14 protein-coding genes are annotated in these 15,279 nt (G+C 60.6%); 4 read left to right on the forward strand and 10 right to left on the reverse strand.

Features of this window, described 5'->3' with window-relative positions; all coding sequences use genetic code 11:
* Positions 1–110: 110 nt before the first annotated feature.
* Positions 111–1,145, reverse strand: a complete 1,035-nt coding sequence (locus ACSQ36_RS04500; protein WP_436181043.1) for an asparaginase — start codon at positions 1,143–1,145, stop codon at positions 111–113.
* A complete protein-coding gene (locus tag ACSQ36_RS04505) occupies positions 1,142–2,749 on the reverse strand; it encodes a UbiD family decarboxylase (RefSeq protein ID WP_436181044.1) in 1,608 nt (535 codons plus the stop codon). Before ACSQ36_RS04505 ends, ACSQ36_RS04500 begins: the two co-directional genes overlap by 4 nt.
* Before the next feature lie 661 nt (positions 2,750–3,410).
* Here ACSQ36_RS04505 and ACSQ36_RS04510 point away from each other — a divergent pair.
* Positions 3,411–4,580, forward strand: coding sequence for a transglycosylase SLT domain-containing protein (locus ACSQ36_RS04510; RefSeq protein WP_436181045.1), 1,170 nt, complete (start codon positions 3,411–3,413; stop codon positions 4,578–4,580).
* Between the two features lie 164 nt (positions 4,581–4,744).
* On the opposite strand, the gene ACSQ36_RS04515 is transcribed toward ACSQ36_RS04510, so the two are convergent.
* The 6 genes from ACSQ36_RS04515 to ACSQ36_RS04540 all read right to left on the reverse strand — a co-directional run bounded on the left by ACSQ36_RS04515 (position 4,745) and on the right by ACSQ36_RS04540 (position 10,718).
* The gene (locus ACSQ36_RS04515; RefSeq protein WP_436181046.1) at positions 4,745–5,947 is read right to left on the reverse strand and encodes a pyridoxal phosphate-dependent aminotransferase; all 1,203 of its coding nucleotides are present in this window, start codon (positions 5,945–5,947) and stop codon (positions 4,745–4,747) included.
* Between the two features lie 20 nt (positions 5,948–5,967).
* Positions 5,968–6,405, reverse strand: coding sequence for a transcription antitermination factor NusB (gene nusB, locus ACSQ36_RS04520; protein ID WP_213762568.1), 438 nt, complete (start codon positions 6,403–6,405; stop codon positions 5,968–5,970).
* Entirely contained in the window at positions 6,402–6,905 is a 504-nt protein-coding gene (gene ribH, locus ACSQ36_RS04525) for a 6,7-dimethyl-8-ribityllumazine synthase (RefSeq protein ID WP_436181047.1), read from the reverse strand. The genes nusB and ribH overlap by 4 nt, the downstream gene beginning before the upstream one ends.
* 45 nt (positions 6,906–6,950) lie before the next feature.
* Positions 6,951–8,126 carry a bifunctional 3,4-dihydroxy-2-butanone-4-phosphate synthase/GTP cyclohydrolase II gene (ribBA, locus tag ACSQ36_RS04530; RefSeq protein ID WP_213762570.1) on the reverse strand — a complete coding sequence of 392 codons (1,176 nt, stop codon included), beginning with the start codon at positions 8,124–8,126 and terminating at the stop codon, positions 6,951–6,953.
* 259 nt (positions 8,127–8,385) lie between these two features.
* A complete protein-coding gene (locus tag ACSQ36_RS04535; protein ID WP_436181048.1) occupies positions 8,386–9,498 on the reverse strand; it encodes an NADH:flavin oxidoreductase/NADH oxidase in 1,113 nt (370 codons plus the stop codon).
* Positions 9,499–9,515: 17 nt separating this feature from the next.
* Positions 9,516–10,718 (reverse strand): MFS transporter, encoded by a 1,203-nt coding sequence (locus tag ACSQ36_RS04540; RefSeq protein WP_436181049.1) that lies wholly within the window; start codon positions 10,716–10,718, stop codon positions 9,516–9,518.
* A gap of 184 nt (positions 10,719–10,902) precedes the next feature.
* Here ACSQ36_RS04540 and ACSQ36_RS04545 point away from each other — a divergent pair, with 184 nt between their 5' ends.
* Positions 10,903–11,550: a TetR family transcriptional regulator C-terminal domain-containing protein gene (locus tag ACSQ36_RS04545; RefSeq protein ID WP_436181050.1), complete on the forward strand. Its 648-nt coding sequence runs from the start codon at positions 10,903–10,905 to the stop codon at positions 11,548–11,550.
* A 43-nt stretch (positions 11,551–11,593) separates the two neighbouring features.
* On the opposite strand, the gene ACSQ36_RS04550 is transcribed toward ACSQ36_RS04545, so the two are convergent.
* A complete protein-coding gene (locus ACSQ36_RS04550) occupies positions 11,594–12,175 on the reverse strand; it encodes a TetR/AcrR family transcriptional regulator (protein WP_213762574.1) in 582 nt (193 codons plus the stop codon).
* 174 nt (positions 12,176–12,349) lie between these two features.
* Between ACSQ36_RS04550 and ACSQ36_RS04555 the strand changes: the two genes are divergently transcribed.
* Positions 12,350–12,505, forward strand: a complete 156-nt coding sequence (locus tag ACSQ36_RS04555) for a hypothetical protein (protein ID WP_436181051.1) — start codon at positions 12,350–12,352, stop codon at positions 12,503–12,505.
* Complete coding sequence (locus ACSQ36_RS04560; protein WP_436181052.1) at positions 12,502–13,962, forward strand: MATE family efflux transporter; 1,461 nt, start codon at positions 12,502–12,504, stop codon at positions 13,960–13,962. Before ACSQ36_RS04555 ends, ACSQ36_RS04560 begins: the two co-directional genes overlap by 4 nt.
* A gap of 213 nt (positions 13,963–14,175) precedes the next feature.
* Here ACSQ36_RS04560 and ACSQ36_RS04565 read toward each other — a convergent pair whose 3' ends face one another.
* Positions 14,176–15,252, reverse strand: a complete 1,077-nt coding sequence (locus tag ACSQ36_RS04565; RefSeq protein ID WP_436181053.1) for an alkene reductase — start codon at positions 15,250–15,252, stop codon at positions 14,176–14,178.
* Positions 15,253–15,279: the final 27 nt, after the last annotated feature.

The following is a 15,279-nucleotide window of genomic DNA, read 5'->3' on the forward strand; positions in this document are numbered from 1 at the left end:
CCGACTTTCCTTTTTTGATCTTTTTATATTGAGCGAAGCGGGTTGTCCGGTTTCGCGTTTTTATGCTGCGGCGTGCGAGGTAACCGGACAAATGCTCCCGTACTAAAGTACTAAAACTGAACGCGTTCGAGCGGCACTGAGACCGCCAGCCGTCCCGTCTCTATACCCATCGTGTTGCGCATTGGCGGGTTTCCATAAGCGGCGAGTTGTGCGCGCTGCGTTTCGTGGCCGATGTCGAGTTGCCCGAGCACATGCGTGACGATTGCGTAAAGCACGGCCGTGTTGCCGTCTTCCACCTTGATCGCGATGCCCAGCGACCCGCGCGTGCCGGTAGCGCGCACGCCGATCGCGTAACTTGCATCGGCGCCTACTTTCCCGACCAGATTGCCGTCGAAGGCTTGTATCAACGCGGTACAGAATCGGCCATCGCCCGCGACGAGTTCCGGATACGTCGTCATCGCGCGATAGATCCGGGCCAGAGCTTTCGAGCGCGGCGCGGTTTCGGAATTAACATCGGCATCCGCATCCGCCATCTTCATGAACAGCCGTGCGAGCCTGTCCAGAGGGACGGCCGGCGTAGGCAGATTGCAGCCATCGATAGCCCATTGCACGCCGTCTTCCGGCAGATCGCAGACCTCGGCAACGGTGCGTTTCACCCGAACCTGAAGCGGATGCTCGGGCAGGTGATAGTCGCGAACGGCCGCCCCCAGCGCCTGCGCACCCGCCAGCATGCCCGCATGTTTGCCCGAGCAATTGCTGCATACGCCGGTTGGCGTGAAGTCACGCCTGATCCATTCTTTCCAGACCGCGTCTGACAAAGGGGCGTGGCCGCCGCATCGAAGATCGGCTTCGGTGACGTGCGCCTTCGCAAGCATCGCGCGCGTGCGCTCGATGTGGCGCGGCTCGCTGTTGTGTGATGCGCACATCAGCGCGAGATCGGCGTCGTCGAAACCGAAACGGTCCAGCGCGCCCGTTTCCAGCACCGCGAGCGCTTGCGCCGGTTTCGCCGCCGAGCGCGCCAGCGTCATACGTGACGGATCGCCGAACGTGTAGATCAACCGGCCTTCGTCATCGACGACCGCCACATGTGCGGCATGCGTGTTTTCAACCAGATCCCCTCGATAAACCGTCGCCGCAACGTTCATGAGCGCTTCCCTCCGGAAAAGCCGATTTCGTCCCACAACGCGTCGACGCGCCGCTTCACTGCATCGTCCATTGTGATCGGCCGGCCCCATTCGCGGTCCGTTTCGCCGGGCCATTTGTTGGTGGCGTCGAGCCCCATCTTCGATCCCAGCCCCGCCTTCGGCGACGCGAAATCGAGATAGTCGATCGGGGTGTTATCGACCAGCACCGTATCGCGCGACGGATCAATGCGCGTAGTGATCGCCCAGATCACTTCCTTCCAGTCGCGAATATTCACGTCGTCGTCCACCACCACGATGAACTTCGTATACATGAACTGGCGCAGGAAGCTCCAGACGCCGAACATCACGCGCTTCGCGTGGCCCGGATAACTCTTCTTGATCTGCACGATCGCCATTCGATAACTGCAGCCTTCGGGCGGCAGATAGAAGTCGGTGATCTCGGTGAACTGCTTTTGCAAGAGCGGCACGAACACTTCGTTGAGCGCGACACCGAGCACGGCCGGTTCGTCGGGCGGCTTACCTGTATAGGTAGAGTGATAAAGCGCGTCGCGGCGCATGGTGATCTTTTCGACAGTGAAGACCGGGAACCACTCTTGTTCGTTGTAATAGCCGGTGTGGTCGCCGTAGGGGCCTTCGAGCGCGTGTTCGTACTTCGACGACGCACTATTCGATGGCCGCGGCGGCGCGCCGGCGGGCAGTGGCGCAACAGGACCGTCCTGCGGATAGATGAAGCCTTCGAGCACGATCTCCGCGCGCGCGGGCACCTGCAACGTATCGACACCCGGCGTAAGGCACTTCGCCAACTCGGTTCTTGCGCCCCGCAACAAACCGGCAAATTGATATTCGGACAGCGAGTCCGGCACGGGCGTCACGGCGCCGAGAATGGTGGCCGGATCGGCGCCGAGCACGACTGCCACCGGATAAGGCTTGCCTGGATTAGCGAGTGCAAACTCGCGGAAATCCAGTGCGCCGCCCCGATGCGCGAGCCAGCGCATGATCAATTTATTGCGCCCGATCAGTTGCTGCCGATAGATGCCAAGGTTCTGCCGCGTCTTGTTCGGGCCGCGCGTGACGGTGAGTCCCCACGTGATGAGCGGACCGGCATCGCCCGGCCAGCACGTCTGAATGGGCAGGCGCGCCAGATCGACGTCCTGTCCTTCCCATACGATCTCCTGGCAGGGCGGCGAGCTGACGGTTTTCGGCGCCATGTCCCAGACGGCTTTCGCCAGCGACAGCAACTTGCCCGCGTCCTTCAGGCCCTTCGGCGGCTCGGGTTCCTTGAGCGCCGACAATAACCGGCCAACGTCGCGCAACGACTCGAGCGCGGCTTTATCGCTGAGCAGACTGGGATCGGCCGCCGCCTGTGCTTCCGTCTCGATACCCATGCCGAGCGCCACGCGCCTTGGCGTACCGAACAGGTTGGCCAGCACGGGCATGGAGTGTCCCACCGGCGCCTGGAACAGCAAAGCCGGACCACCCGAACGCAGCACGCGATCCGAGAGTTCGGTCATTTCAAGGACGGGCGAAACCGGCTGGTTGATGCGGCGCAATTCGCCGAGCGTTTCGAGGCGGGCAGTGAAGTCGCGCAGGTCTTTGTATTTCATCGGCTAAAGGGAAGGGGGCCTGCAGGAAGCGCGATCTGCGCAAAGGCGCACGGACAGCAGACGCGACGGCTGAAATTGCGGTTCAAGCGGCGTCCAAGCCCTTGTGAGGAACTTTCGCGCGCGGGCGATTGTCGATTTTACCTGTGTTGATGTCGGTACGTCAGAGCACACAACGGCACAATTCAGCGGTTTCCGCTGGAAAGTGGCTTGGCAGGCCGCTCTCGCCGTTCTGAACGGTGTTCATAATTACTGAAAGTAATAGCTTTTACATTTACCAGCATTGACGGATCATTTGAGCCTGCTAGAATCCTTTGGCATTGACAACACCAATTGAAACTTTTTACCACTGCCTCAGGTCTTTTGAAACGACGCGACGCGTCACCTGCGCCGGATTAGTACGGCGAATCAAGGCTTTGGTTTTCTTGCCGGCGCTCTTCTTCGCCGGTTTTTCGCGTGGTGACCTGTGTGCGCGCCCCGGCATGTCCTTCGTGCTGCGCGCACCCGGAAACGAAATGTTCCGGTCAGGTTCCCCCAACGGTTTGTGCCGTGTTCCCGATACCGCTCGTGGCTAACCCAGGGCTGGCGGTGTCGATTTCTGCGTGATGGACCAGTTTTTCCGGTTTTCATCTGCGGAAATCATGCAATTTGGGAGATCCATCCAATGAATGCTTGGTTGTCGTGGCGTCCCGACGCTCGCCTGGCGCTTCATCTACGCGCTGTGCTGCGTCGCGCCAAACACATGAGTCTGACGATTTTTAGCCTGGTCGGTGGTGCTGCTGTAGTGACCGCGCTGGCGCTCTGGCTGCTTCCAGCCTGGCGCGGCTCTTTCGCCGCCAAACTCATGCCCCTCGTCTCGGCCGCTGTACAGGCCGGTCCTGCCCGGTTGCTCTCCGGACAACCTTTCCCTCCCTTCGCGCTGGGTCATCAGCGTGAAGAGGATCTGCGTAACGGGACTGGGGGTACTGGCGATTCGACTTCGCTCGGCGCCGCTGCCAGCGACGACGACAGCACCCGTCAGCTCACGGGTGGCATGAGTCTCGCCGTGTCGCCCAATGGGCTCGATCCCCGCACGTTGCCGACCGTTTCGACGCTTGCCAGTGCAATTTCGTCGCAACGGGTTGTCGCCGATGCCCGCGACGACCGGGTGCTCGTGTCGGATCGTGAGCAGAACCTGGTGGCGAACTTCATTGCGCGGCGTTACCACGTGGCGCAGGAGCCGGTCGGTGAGCTTGTGAAAGCAGCCTTCGATACCGGCCGGGAGGTTGGCCTCGATCCGCTGCTGCTGCTGTCCGTCATGGCGATCGAATCGGGTTTCAATCCGTACGCTGAAAGCGGTGTGGGCGCGCAAGGGTTGATGCAGGTGATGTCGAAGGTTCACTCCGACAAATTCCAGTACTTCGGTGGTTCGCACGCAGCGCTCGAGCCCCTCGCGAACATCAAGGTCGGTGCGCTGGTGCTGAAGGATTGCATCGCGCGTGGCGGTTCGGTGGCGGGTGGATTGAAGTTCTACGTGGGTTCGACGGCGCAGGACGACGGTGGTTACGGTGCAAAGGTGCTGGCCGAACGTTCACGTTTTCGCGATGTAGCACGGGGCCGCAATGTGCCGATCGTCACGCCGCAAGCGCCAGTGCCGCCTGCGCCCAAGCAGATGGTGGCGTCGGCTTCGCCCACCAGCTCGGGAACAGGCGAAAAGCGTGTGCACGTGACGCTTGACGGTGCTCCGGCCATTACAGCGCCGCCCAAGTCTGAACCGCAAGCTAGCGACCACAACAATACCGATGACGCCGATGCGCAAGCGAAGCACGTAGCTTCGGCGGAGTTCGGTGCATAAAGGCCATGCGTTGGCAGCAGAAGCAGGACGCTTGGGTTGTTAGTCGCAGGCTGGGTAAGACAAAAAAACACAAAAAAGCCGTTCCAACTCGCGTTGGAACGGCTTTTTTGCTTCTGCTTTCCTGAGAAATCGTTAAGAGATCGGGGCCGCCTTGAATCTGCGGTTCAAGCCCGAAATAGCGTCCTGAGCCGTTGCACGGCCTCTTCAAGCTGTGAGTACGCCGTCGCATAAGACAGCCGGATATACTCCTGCGGCGCATGGAAACCGAAATCGGTCCCGGGTACCAGAACGACCCCGGCGTCATGCAGCATGGAACGCGTCAATGCGTTGCTGTCGCCGGCAGCCGGATGCGCGACGTGCCGCGTATCGGCATAAACGTAGAACGCGCCGTCCGGCACAACGGGCACTTCGAAACCAAGCGAACGCAACGCCGGCACGATGAAATCCCGCCTGCGCCCGAATTCAAGGCGTCGAGACTCGTATATTGCGAGCGTGGCCGGCTCGAAACACGCCAGCGCCGCATGCTGCGCGAGCGCCGACGCGCAGATGAACAGGTTCTGCGAGAGTTTTTCCATGGTGGCGACCATTGCTGGCGGCACCACGAGCCAGCCGAGCCGCCAGCCGGTCATGTTGAAGTACTTCGAAAAGCTGTTCACCGTGACCACGTCATCGCCCAGCGAAAGCGCCGACACGGGCTTCGCGTCGTAGCTCAGGCCCTGATAAATCTCATCGACGATCGTAAAACCGCCGTGCGCGCGCACCACATCGACAATTTTCGCCAGTTCGTCCGGCTCAATGGACGTGCCGGTCGGGTTGGACGGCGACGCGAGCAGTACCCCGCGCGTGGCGGGTGTCCAGTGCGCTTCGACCTGAGCGGCCGTTAACTGGAATCGCTCGGCCGGACCGCTCGGGATCAGCACCGGGCGGCCTTCGGTAGCGGCCACGAAATGGCGATTGCACGGGTAGCACGGGTCAGGCATCAGCACTTCGTCGTCGCGATCGACCAGCGCGGTGCACGCCAGCAGCAACGCGGCCGACGCCCCCGCTGTTACCACAATGCGCGCTGGGTCGATATCGAGCCCGAACGTGTCGCGATAATGCCCGGAAATAGCTTCGCGTAACGACGCCAGTCCGAGCGCATTCGTGTATTGCGTGACGCCGCGACGCAAGGCCTCGGTGGCGGCCGCGATCACCGGTTCCGGCGCCGTGAAATCCGGTTCGCCGATACCCATGTGAATGATGTTGCGCCCCGCGCGTTCGAGCGCCTGCGCTTCTTTCGCCAGTTCCATCACATAGAACGGCTCGATGGCGTCCACGCGGGCGGCGTATCGGATAGCTGCGTTCAACGGTTCTTTTGCGAAGTTCATGAATGGGGAAGACCGTTCGTTCAGCTACGCTGTCCGCGGCCTTGCGCTTCCGTCGGCCGCAACTGGACGGCGAGTTTATCCAGCACGCCGTTCACGTATTTGTGGCCGTCGGAGCCGCCGAAGGTCTTCGTCAGTTCGATTGCTTCGTTGATCACCACGCGATACGGAATGTCCAGGTGATGCTTGAACTCGAACGCAGCGACCATCAGCACCGCACGTTCGACCGGCGAAAGCTGTTCGAGCGGACGGTCGAGGCACGGCTGCAATTCGGCGGAAATGATGTCCGCTTCCTTGATCACGCCGTGCAGGATGGCGTCCAGATGCTCCTGATCGGCTTTATCGAAGCCTTGCGCACCGCGCAACTGAGCGTCGATCTCGCCGCCGGGCGCGCCCGACAGCAACCATTGATAAAGCCCTTGTGTCGCGAGTTCGCGCGAGCGTCGTCGAGCGCTTTTCATGCGCGGTCCTCGTCTTCTTCGTCTTCATCGTCGCCGCCGAGTTGTTCCAGCGCGACCGAGAGATTTGCCATTTCCACCGCCACGCGTGCTGCGTCGCGGCCCTTTTCCGTCATGCGGGCAACGGCTTGCTCGTCGTTTTCGGTCGTCAGGACTGCATTGGCGACCGGTGTGCCGAAGTCGAGCGCGATACGGGAAATGCCCGCGCCGCTTTCATTCGATACCAACTCGAAGTGGTACGTTTCCCCGCGGATCACCGCCCCAAGAGCAATCAATGCATCGAATTGACCCGATTCGGCCAGCTTTTGCAGCGCCAGCGGAATTTCGAGTGCGCCCGGCACGGTGACGAGCAGTACGTCTTCACCGATCACGCCAAGCCGTTCGAGTTCTTCCGTGCAGGCGTCCACGAGGCCGTTGCAGACCGGTTCATTGAAGCGCGATTGCACGATGCCGATGCGCAGTCCGTCGCCGTCGAGGTTCGGTTGATATTGTCCGATTTCCATTGTTTATCCGTTTTCAGTGTGATGCAGTGTGGTAGTTGGCGCTGGTCAGACCGAGCGTAAATGGGCGATGGAAGCGGGGTCGACCGAATCCGTCGAGGTCGTCGTGGCGGGGCAGCCCGGCATGGGGATGAACCCGGTCACCTCCAGGCCGTAGCCCGACATGCTGCCAAGCTTGCGGGGATTCGACAGCACCTGCATCTTGCCCACGCCCAATTCGCGCAAGATCTGCGCGCCGATGCCGTAGGTCTTGAAGTCAATCGGGCGGCGTTTCAGTTCGGCCGCTTTGTCCTCACGCTCGAACGCCTGGAATACATCGACGAGATGTTCTTTCGTGTCGCCGCAATTGAGCAGCACGATAGCGCCCAGGTCGCGGGCGGCGATTTCCTTCATCGCGGCGTCGAGGGTCCAGGAGTGCGTGGACGAGTCCACTTCGAGCAGATCCAGCACCGACAGCGGCTCATGCACGCGCACCGGCGTTTCCCGTTCCGGCGACGGCTGGCCGCGCACCAGCGCAATATGCGGCGAACCGCTTGGCTGATCGCGATACAGCACCGCGCGAAACGCCCCATGCGCCGTCTGCATGGTGCGCTCGGCGACGCGCTCGACGATTGATTCCGTGCGCGAGCGGTAGTGAATCAGGTCCGCGATCGTGCCAATCCGAATGCCGTGCAGTTCGGCGAATTCGATCAGATCGGGCAGCCGGGCCATTTCGCCGTCGTCGCGGATCACTTCGCAGATCACCGATGCCGGCGTCAGGCCGGCCATGGCCGTCAGGTCGCAGCCCGCTTCCGTATGTCCCGCGCGGACCAGCACGCCGCCCGGTTGCGCCATGATCGGAAACACGTGACCCGGCTGCACGATGTGCTCGGCTTTCGCGTCGTGCGCGACCGCGGCCTGAATGGTGCGTGCGCGGTCCGCGGCGGAGATGCCGGTGGTCACGCCTTCGGCCGCCTCGATACTCACCGTGAACGCCGTCCCGTACTGGGTGCCGTTTCGCTGCGTCATCAGCGGCAGGTTCAACTGGCGGCAGCGGTCCTGCGTCAGTGTCAGGCAGATCAGTCCACGGCCGTAGCGCGCCATGAAGTTGATCGCTTCCGGCGTCACGAAATCGGCGGCGATGACGAGATCGCCCTCGTTTTCGCGGTCTTCTTCGTCGACGAGGATCACCATCCGGCCAGCCTTCAGCTCGGCGATGATCTCTGGGGTGGAGGCGAGCGTCATTGCGGTGGTCGTCCGGTGCGAGAAAGGGCGTATTTTACGCCACCGACGATGTCAACGCGGGGGATTTGCCGGTTTTGGGCTGGCGTTGGCCGTTCGGCCGGTTATTAGCCGGATCCACGGGCGGCCGGTCGCGCCATGGTCGAGAGGAAAGCGAATCTGCGAGAAATGCCTCCCCGCCAGAATCGCCTTGCCTTCGGGGGACAGGTTCGGTAGACCGGTCGTCTCACGACCGGCAGATCCCTGACCAAAGTTCAATCGTTCAGCGCGCGCCATACGTCGTGTTGGCAAACAACGCGCCCTGTCCATGCGGCGGGGCACGCCAATAAGGTGGAGGGGCTTCGAGGACCGCCCCGAGTTCCGCTGCCGCGTGCCACGGCCAGCGAGGGTCATATAGCATCGCCCGCGCAAGAGCGACTGCGTCAGCCTTGCCACTCGCGATAATTTCTTCGGCTTGGCGAGCGTCGGTAATCAGGCCTACCGCAAACGTATTGACGCCAGTAGCGTCTTTTACTGCCTGCGCAAATGGAACCTGGTAACCCGCCCCTACGGTGATTTTCTGTAGCGGTGAGATGCCGCCCGACGAAACGTCAATCCAATCGACACCGCGATTTTTTAGCTCCCTGGAGAATGCGATGGTTTGCTCGGTGTCCCAGCCACCATCCATCCAGTCGGTCGCCGATACCTTTACACCGATGGGCTTTTCAGCGGGAAATGCAGCACGTACGGCATCGAAGACTTCGAGCGGGAAGCGCATCCGGTTTTCCAATGAGCCCCCGTATGCATCAGTCCGGTGGTTGGCGATCGGCGACAGGAATTCATGTAGCAAGTAACCATGCGCTGCATGAATTTCCAGGCCATCGACTCCTAGCCGTGCCGCGCGTATTGTCGAGGCGACAAACGCTTCTCGTATTCGATCAAGGCCCGAAGGTTCCAGGGCGAGTGGCGGTTCCTCGCCTTCCATCTGAGCTCGCGCGGAAGGACCGTGGGTCACCCATCCTCCTTTGGCTACCGGGATCAACTGGCCGCCTTTCCATGGCACGGCACTGGACGCCTTTCGACCCGCGTGTCCCAATTGCATCGTCACGGCGATCTTCGAATGCTGACGGATCGCCGCAAATACCGGCTTGAGCGCTGCCTCCGTCGTGTCGTCCCATAAGCCAAGGTCGCCGGGCGTGATGCGACCGTCCGGTTCGACCGCTGCGGCTTCGATGCACAACATGCCGGCGCCAGAAAGGGCAAGATTGCCCAGATGAATGAAGTGCCAGGAATTGGCCTCGCCGTTTTGGGCTGAGTACTGGCACATGGGTGAAACCACGATGCGGTTGGGGATCACCAAGCTTCGCAGCGCCAGTGGCGAAAACAATTGACTCATGAGTGTCTTCCAGAAAATTAAGCCGGGATACGAGACGGTAGGGTGATTAAACGCGGGAGCACGATGACGATGATGGCAAACATGGCTATGGCGGTTGAACCGAGATCAATCGCTACTTCAAGCCCCCAGGTAGTGGCCGCGGCGCCGAGAAGGAGCGCAACGAACCCCTGCATCAGGTAAGCGATCAGGTATAGGGCTGAAAACGTACCGCCTCGATGATGAGCGGGCGCATAGGTATTAATTAAGCTCAGACCGCCGAGGAACAAGAGGCTGTAACCGATTCCCGTCACTGCAATTGACGCAAGAAAGATTGCCAGGGAGTGTTGGTCAGCTGATAGCGCGAGGAGAGCCATCCCGATTGCGGAAGCGAATCCTCCGAGCGTCATGGCCAAACGGGACGGAAGGCGCTTCGCCAGAAGTCCGCATATGCCCCACACCACGGCGAACAGCGAGATCGCCGCGCCATCGACCAGTGTGTTCGCCGAGCCGACGAGATCGTGTGCGATCTGAGCACCAAGCGACAGGACCAGCGCACCGACGACGTAGGCAGTCAGGATCGCGGTCGACGACATGGCGAATACTTGGCGAAGGCCTTTGGGTATGCTGGGCGCCTTGAAATGCCAAGGTCCGGAAGTTTCGCCCGATGTGTGGCGCGGCAAGAACCACGCGGCCACGAACACCGCAGCGAGAACAATAAATAACACCCAGAAGTTCAGGCGCGTAGGAAAGGGGGCGTACTCGATCAGCGCGCCTGCGCTGAGTGTTGCCGCCGCTAACCCGACTGCCTGGGCGACAGTAGTGATGGAACTCGCGCGCTTTGCCTGGCCCGCTGCGCTGAACTCGATCATCGCGGCAGTCGATGGGCCAGCGGATAAGCCGACGCCGAGGCCCATGAACGACCGGCCGATGAAGATCCAGAAGACATTCGGCGCGATAGCGAACAGCAGTACGCCCACCAGCGAAGCGGCAAGCCCGAGCAACATCGTGGCGCGGCGTCCTATGTGATCGGAGATATCGCCAAGACATATGAGTACGCCGACGACCACGATGGGATAGATGGCGAAGATCGCGGCCGTAGTAGTGGTATTCAGGCCCCACTCTGATGCGTAGAGCCGATAGGTCATCGCCGGCGCCGCGCTGGTCCAGAGCGTGTGGGCAACGATAGCCGCCGCGACCCAGAAACTGGCTCGCTTTCCGAGTTGCCGCGGCGTGCCGTTCATGACTGAACTCCGATGGGTGTTGACGGATAATACGACCAGTCGTATTATCCGTCAACACCCATCGCGTGGGAGCAGGCGCCAATTCATTCGACCGCAACCGTTAAGTGCCCCTCGATGGGCTAACCTGCTTCACCCGATAAAATACATACGATCGGTCGTATAAATCAGGTATCTGAGGGATTTCATGGCTTCAAAAGTGCGCGAGAAAATTGTCGATGCTGCGGTAGATCGCTTTCACGCGCTCGGATTCAGTGCGTGCAGCGTGCAAGACATTGTCGACAAGGCCGGTTTGCCGAAGGGTACGTTTTATAACTATTTCAAGGCAAAGGAACTCCTGGCACTGGAGGTGCTGGAGGTCTACGGAAAAGACTGCGAGAGAGAGACGCTGTCAGACAAAACCCTCGCGCCGCTCGATCGTATTCGAAACCACTTCGAATTCATGGCGGCGCGGTTTGCTCGTTCCGGTTATGACAAGGGATGTCTGATTTGCAACTTTGCTGCCGAGACGTCGGACACCATGCCGCTGATCCGAGAGGCTCTCGATCAGTCTCTCACCGCATTGAGTGAGCTCATAGAAGTCGCCATTCGCGAGGCTCAGTCGGAAGGCAGCGTGACTACCGATCTCGACGCCGGGAAGGTGGCGCGCTTCTTGACCAATAGCTGGGAAGGGGCGGTGATACGGATGAAAGTCGTCAATAGCCGGGAGCCGCTCGACGACTTCTTTTCAATCCCATTTTCGCTTTTGACGCGTCCGAATCCAAACAGCCGGGCACCTCGAAAACCGGCGGCCAAGGTCTCCGCGAAGCGGACCGAGGGCTCGCGAACGAAATAACGGACCGGCAAAATCGCCAGGCGACGGCTTGCGCCCGATCCGGTCAACCAGCGTCCCTGTTGATAAATGCGATAGCAGCCTCGATGCCGCTTTCCAAAATCTCGTCGGAAAAGTTCTTGTCGCTGACAGCACGAGCTAGCTGGAGCGTTCCGACCATCATTCCATACAAAGCGATGGCATCACGCCGGCGCGCCTGCGCCGAAGGTGCCGGGAATTGAGCGGCCATCAGCTCAATGAACTCATCAATCTTCGAGGTGAAAACCTCACGAGTAGATTTCGGGTGGCGCGCGACCTCCGCGGCGAGCGCCGAGGTCGTGCAGCCCTTCCCTGGATGATCCCTATGGCGCGCGCTAAGGTAGTTTCGGACGACGCCCTCAAGACCCGCGCCGCTATCGATTACTCCGCCCAACAGCTCCTTGCGTTTGCCGAGTGCGTCAAGCAGGACCTGGCGAAACAAATCTTCCTTTGATTCGAAGTGCGTATAGAAAGCGCCATTCGTCAGACCGGCATCGGACATGACTGAGGCGATGCCGGCGGCAGCGACCCCTTGCTCGCGGAACCGTCGCGAAGCTACATCAATGATGTGTTGCCGCGTTACGTCGCTATGTCCTTTTTCGTATCGCATGGTGCGTTTCTCCTTAACAAATGCCGCTGCCGCCGCACTCCCTATGACTCGCTGGCGTCGTTCGCCCCGGGCTGAGCGGAATCGCCGAATCAATTGATACGGTCCATGCGTATAGGATTATACTCATACTTTAAAAGTACGATCGTAATTCAATAAACCAGCGTAAGGACTCGCATGAAACCTCAAGACAAGGTTGCACTTATCACCGGAGACGCGGCGCATATCCATGCCGCAGAGATCGTCGCGGACGGCGGGCATGCGGTAGCGCCCGCTGCCGTGCCGATCTATAGGCTTTCGGTAGCGCCGCTGTCGACGGTGAATCCGTCATGACAGAATCGTCTACCGCTACTGCTACCGCAGATATCGACGCAGGCGTCGTCGCCAGTCCGGGCAATCCCGGCAATCCCGGCTCGCCCAGAACGGCGGCCGCCAGTCGCAAGGCGGCCGCGCGCAAGGCGATCCTTGAGGGTCCGATTCTGTCCACCTTGCTTCGATTGTCATTGCCAACGCTGATCGTTCTGCTGGCTCAAACCGCGGTCAATATCGCTGAGGCCTACTACGTCGGCTTCCTGGGCACGAGTGCGCTGGCTGGCGTCGCGCTCGTCTTTCCCGTCTTCATGCTGATGATGACGATGTCCGCGGGCGGTCTGGGCAGCGGTGTGGGATCTGCCGTGGCACGAGCCGTCGGAGCAGGGCGGCAGGAGGACGCCGACGCGCTTGTTCTACATGCCATTGTCCTTGCAGTTATCGTTGGCGCCGTCTTCACGCTCGGGATCCTTTGGTGTGGCCCGCTGTTGTACCGTGCGCTCGGTGGCAGGAACGCCGCACTGGATGCTGCCGTCGAGTACTCGAACAATTTGTTCGCCGCATCGATTGCCGTGTGGATCGTCAACCTGCTCGCAGCCGCGCTACGAGGATCGGGCAACGTGAAGGTTCCTGCCACGGTGACATTGATCGGCGCGCTTGTCATGATTCCGGCCTCTCCGATCCTGATCTTCGGTTTCGGTCCGATCCCACGTCTCGGAATCGGCGGCGCCGGCCTTGCGTTTGCCATCTATTACGGCGCGGCCACGCTGGTATTACTGCGCTACATGATGTCGGGTCGCTCCGGTTTGACGCTGAAATTCGCGCGGCTGGAGGGCAGGCTCTTTGCGTCGATTCTCAAAGTGGGCGCGCCCGCCGCGCTCAATACGGTCCAGACCAATCTGACTGTCATCCTCGTCACCGGCGCCGTGGGCCTGTTCGGAACGAGTGCGCTTGCGGGATACGGTATCGCGTCGCGCCTCGACTACGTGATGATCCCGATCCTGTTTGGATTGTCGTCCGGGGTGCTCACCATGGTGGGCATCAACATTGGCGCGGGACAAGTCGCGCGTGCGAAACAGATCGCGTGGGTGTCTGTCGCGGTCGGTGTTGGCCTGACTGAAACGATTGGTCTGATCGTCGCCCTGTGGCCACTGTCGTGGTTGCATCTCTTCAGTCACGATGCCAATGTGCTGGCGCCTGCCATGACCTACCTGCACATTGTCGCTCCCGCCTATGGCCTTCTGGGATTTGGCTTTGTTATCTCTTTTGCAGCGCAAGGCGCTGGCCATGTTCTATGGCCGTACCTGGGCTCGACCTTACGGATGATCATAGCCGCGGGTATTGGCTTGATAGCGGTCAAGTTCCTTGGGGCCGGCATGCCTGGACTGGCGGCGATTGTCGCTGCGTCGCTCGCCGCTTACACGCTGGTGACGGCGATAGCGATGACCTCGCGCAAAGTATGGAGCCCTAACCGTAGCTGAAGCCCGGATGCCGCCGGACCCTTGGTGGCTTCGTAACGACGTAACGAGGGCGAGTACACCCTGGTTTTTACCCACGCAGGGTGGGATAGGGCCGCATCAGGTACCAAGGTAACCGGCGCCAGGTCCAGATTTCCCGGTCACACTACCTGCCATGTATAAAAGGCCGCTCGTTGATCCTTGGCATCAGACCGGATCAACGAGCGGATTACATCGTTACGCCGCTTCCATTGCTGGATAGTCGGTGTACCCGACCGGGCCTCGTACATAGTAGTGTTCCGGGCGCGGCGTATTCAGCGGAGCACCTGCCTTGAAGCGTGCCGGCAGGTCAGGGTTGGCAATGAACGGAATGCCAAACGCCACTGCATCCGCCTTCCCGATTTCCAGCCAGGCGCTGGCGCTCTCCTGCGTGAACAACTCATTCGCAATGTAGGTACCGCCGAACTCTTTCTTCAGGAGCGGTCCGATGCTGTCTTCACCTTCTTTTTCGCGGGTGCAGATAAAGGCAATCTTGCGCTTGCCCAGTTCGCGTGCGACGTATTTGAATGTTTCGAGCAGGTTATCGTCCCCCATGCTGTGATCGACGTGACCGTCCTCACCCGCGTCGGCGCGAGGCGCAAGATGAACACCTACGCGGCCCGGCCCCCACACTCCGATTGCAGCGTCAGTCACTTCGAGAAGCAGTCGCGCACGGTTTTCGCGGGAACCACCATATTGATCGGTACGCTTGTTCGTGCTGCTCTGGAGGAACTGGTCCAGGAGGTAGCCATTGGCGCCGTGGATCTGAACACCATCAAAACCGGCCCGCTTCGCGTTATCTGCACCTTGCCGATAAGCCTCGACGATTCCAGCAACTTCTGACGTTTCCAAGGCACGCGGGACCGGAAAATCGACCTTGGGACGGATCAGGCTGACATGTCCCCGTGCCGCAATTGCGCTGGGCGCGACAGGCGTCTGGCCATCGAGATAGGTCGGGTGAGAGATGCGGCCGACATGCCAAAGCTGGATGAAGATTCTGCCGCCGGCATCGTGGATGGCCTTGGTGACCTCGGCCCATCCGAGCACCTGCTCCTCCGACCAGATTCCGGGGGTATCGGGATAGCCGACGCCCATCGGGGTAACCGACACCGCCTCGCTGAGGATCAGGCCGGCAGACGCTCGCTGGGCATAGTATTGCGCCATGAGCGCGTTGGGCACACGGTCTTCGGCGCGGCAACGGGTCAGGGGCGCCATGATGATGCGATTCGGCAGTTCGAGATCACCGAGCTTGATAGGATCAAAAAGTGTAGTCATAACTCAAGTTCAAGAATGAAACGATTG

The sequence above is a fragment of the Caballeronia sp. LjRoot34 genome, from assembly GCF_964253815.1.
Taxonomy (GTDB): Bacteria; Pseudomonadota; Gammaproteobacteria; order Burkholderiales; family Burkholderiaceae; genus Caballeronia.